At 61.2% G+C, this 2,656-nt stretch carries 1 protein-coding gene; it reads right to left on the reverse strand.

The annotated features are described in order from the left end of the window. Positions 1 to 2,656: immunoglobulin-like domain-containing protein (locus tag BJQ17_RS29405; RefSeq protein ID WP_375731045.1), on the reverse strand; the 2,656-nt coding region annotated here is incomplete at both ends.

A 2,656-nucleotide genomic window follows, 5' to 3' on the forward strand; every position in this document is an offset into this window, starting at 1 on the left:
TCGCCTTCGTTGCCTGGGGTACCTGGCTCGTCGGTGACCTCGGTGCTGACCGGGGTCTTGTCCAGGTTCAGGTTTTCGAACTTCCACGCATCTGCACCGCTGACCGCGTCGATGGCATTGACCACCGGCGCGTTAGTGCCGACATAGACGTTGTCTGGTGCGGTTGCAGTCGCCGAGCCCGTGGTGCTGTTCGCTGCCACAACGACAGTGGTGCCGTCGGTCAGCTTGAAGTACAGCTCCGAGTGGTTGTTGATCGGCAGACCATCTTTGTTGGTCAGCGTGATGGTGTAGGTGATCTCGCCGCCTTCGGTGACCGACGGGGTGGCGGTCAGCTTGGCCACCACTTCGTCGAGGGTGTCGGTCACTTGGACCGAAGCCGCACCGCCCAGCTCGAGGTTCTCGAAGGTCGCACCAGTGGCGTCTACCGCCGAGTTGATGCCCAGGCTGATCTGGCCAGCGTCCTGGTAGACGTCATCGCCTTGCGCGTCGTGGGTGTACGGCGCGCTGGTTTCGCCGGCCTTGATGGTGACCTGGGCATTGTTGCTCAGGGTCACGACCAGGTCGTGGGCCAGCGGCTGGTTGACGTGCACGGTGAAGGTCGGTTTGACGTTCTCGGCTACCGAGGTCTGGTCAGCAGTAATAGTGACCTTGACCAGGTCGCCTTCGCTGCCTGGGGTACTTGGCTCGTCGGTGACCTCGGTGCTGACCGGGGTCTTGTCCAGGTTCAGGTTTTCGAACTTCCACGCATCTGCACCGCTGACCGCGTCGATGGCATTGACCACCGGCGCGTTAGTGCCGACATAGACGTTGTCCGGGGCGGTTGCAGTAGCCGAACCAGTGGTGCTGTTGGCTGCCACGACGACAGTGGTGCCGTCGGTCAGCTTGAAGTACAGCTCCGAGTGGTTGTTGATCGGCAGACCGTCTTTGTTGGTCAGCGTGATGGTGTAGGTGATCTCGCCGCCTTCGGTGACCGACGGGGTGGCGGTCAACTTGGCCACGACTTCGTCGAGGGTGTCAGTCACTTGAACCGAAGCGTTGCCGCCCAGTTCCAGGTTCTCGAACGCAGCACCAGTGGCGTCCACCGCCGAGTTGATGCCCAGGCTGATCTGGCCAGCGTCCTGGTAGACGTCATCGCCTTGCGCGTCGTGGGTGTACGGCGCGCTGGTTTCGCCGGCCTTGATGGTGACCTGGGCATTGTTGCTCAGGGTCACGACCAAATCGTGGGCCAAGGCGGTGTTGATATGTACGGTGAAGGTCGGCTTGACGTTCTCGGCCACCGAGGTCTGGTCGGCCGTGATGGTGACCTTGACGATGTCGCCTTCGCTGCCTGGGGTACCTGGCTCGTCGGTGACCTGGGTGCTGACCGGGGTCTTGTCCAGGTTCAGGTTTTCGAACTTCCACGCATCTGCACCGCTGACCGCGTCGATGGCATTGACCACCGGCGCGTTAGTGCCGACATAGACGTTGTCCGGGGCGGTTGCAGTAGCCGAGCCCGTAGTGCTGTTCGCTGCCACAACGACAGTGGTGCCGTCGGTCAGCTTGAAGTACAGCTCCGAGTGGTTGTTGATCGGCAGACCGTCTTTGTTGGTCAGCGTGATGGTGTAGGTGATCTCGCCGCCTTCGGTGACCGACGGGGTGGCGGTCAACTTGGCCACGACTTCGTCGAGGGTGTCAGTCACTTGAACCGAAGCGTTGCCGCCCAGTTCCAGGTTCTCGAAGGTCGCACCAGTGGCGTCTACCGCCGAGTTGATGCCCAGGCTGATCTGGCCAGCGTCCTGGTAGACGTCATCGCCTTGCGCGTCGTGAGTGTACGGCGCGCTGGTTTCGCCAGCCTTGATGGTGACCTGGGCATTGTTGCTCAGGGTCACGACCAGGTCGTGAGCCAGGGCGGTGTTGATGTGCACGGTGAAGGTCGGCTTGACGTTCTCGGCCACCGAGGTCTGGTCAGCCGTGATGGTGACTTTGACCAGGTCGCCTTCGTTGCCTGGGGTACCTGGCTCGTCGGTGACCTGGGTGCTGACCGGGGTCTTGTCCAGGTTCAGGTTTTCGAACTTCCACGCATCTGCACCGCTGACCGCGTCGATGGCATTGACCACCGGCTGGTTAGTGCCCACATAGACGTTGTCCGGGGCGGTTGCAGTGGCCGAACCGGTGGTGCTGTTGGCTGCCACGACGACAGTGGTGCCGTCGGTCAGCTTGAAGTACAGCTCCGAGTGGTTGTTGATCGGCAGACCGTCTTTGTTGGTCAGCGTGATGGTGTAGGTGATCTCGCCGCCTTCGGTGACCGACGGGGTGGCGGTCAGCTTGGCCACCACTTCACTGATAGTGTCCGAGATCTCAACGGTAGCCGGGCCACCCAAGGCCAGCTTCTCGAAGGTGGCACCCGGAACTGTAGCGTCGGTAACACTGAGCGTGATGGAGCCTGCATCAAGATAGACGTCATCGCCCTGAACCGAGGTCTTGTACTCGACTTCGGTCTTACCGGCTTCGATCGTCACGGTGTCGCCGTTCGACAGGGTTACGGTCAACGGACGGTCCAGCGCCTGGCTAACTTTCACAGTAAAGGAAGGTTGCTGGTCTTCGGTCACATTTCCATTGCTGACAATGCTTACGGTGACGGTATCGATGCTGTCATTGATGACCGTCGAGGCGGGGG

Source organism: Pseudomonas sp. NBRC 111139 (genome assembly GCF_001753955.1).
Taxonomy (GTDB): domain Bacteria; phylum Pseudomonadota; class Gammaproteobacteria; order Pseudomonadales; family Pseudomonadaceae; genus Aquipseudomonas; species Aquipseudomonas alloputida.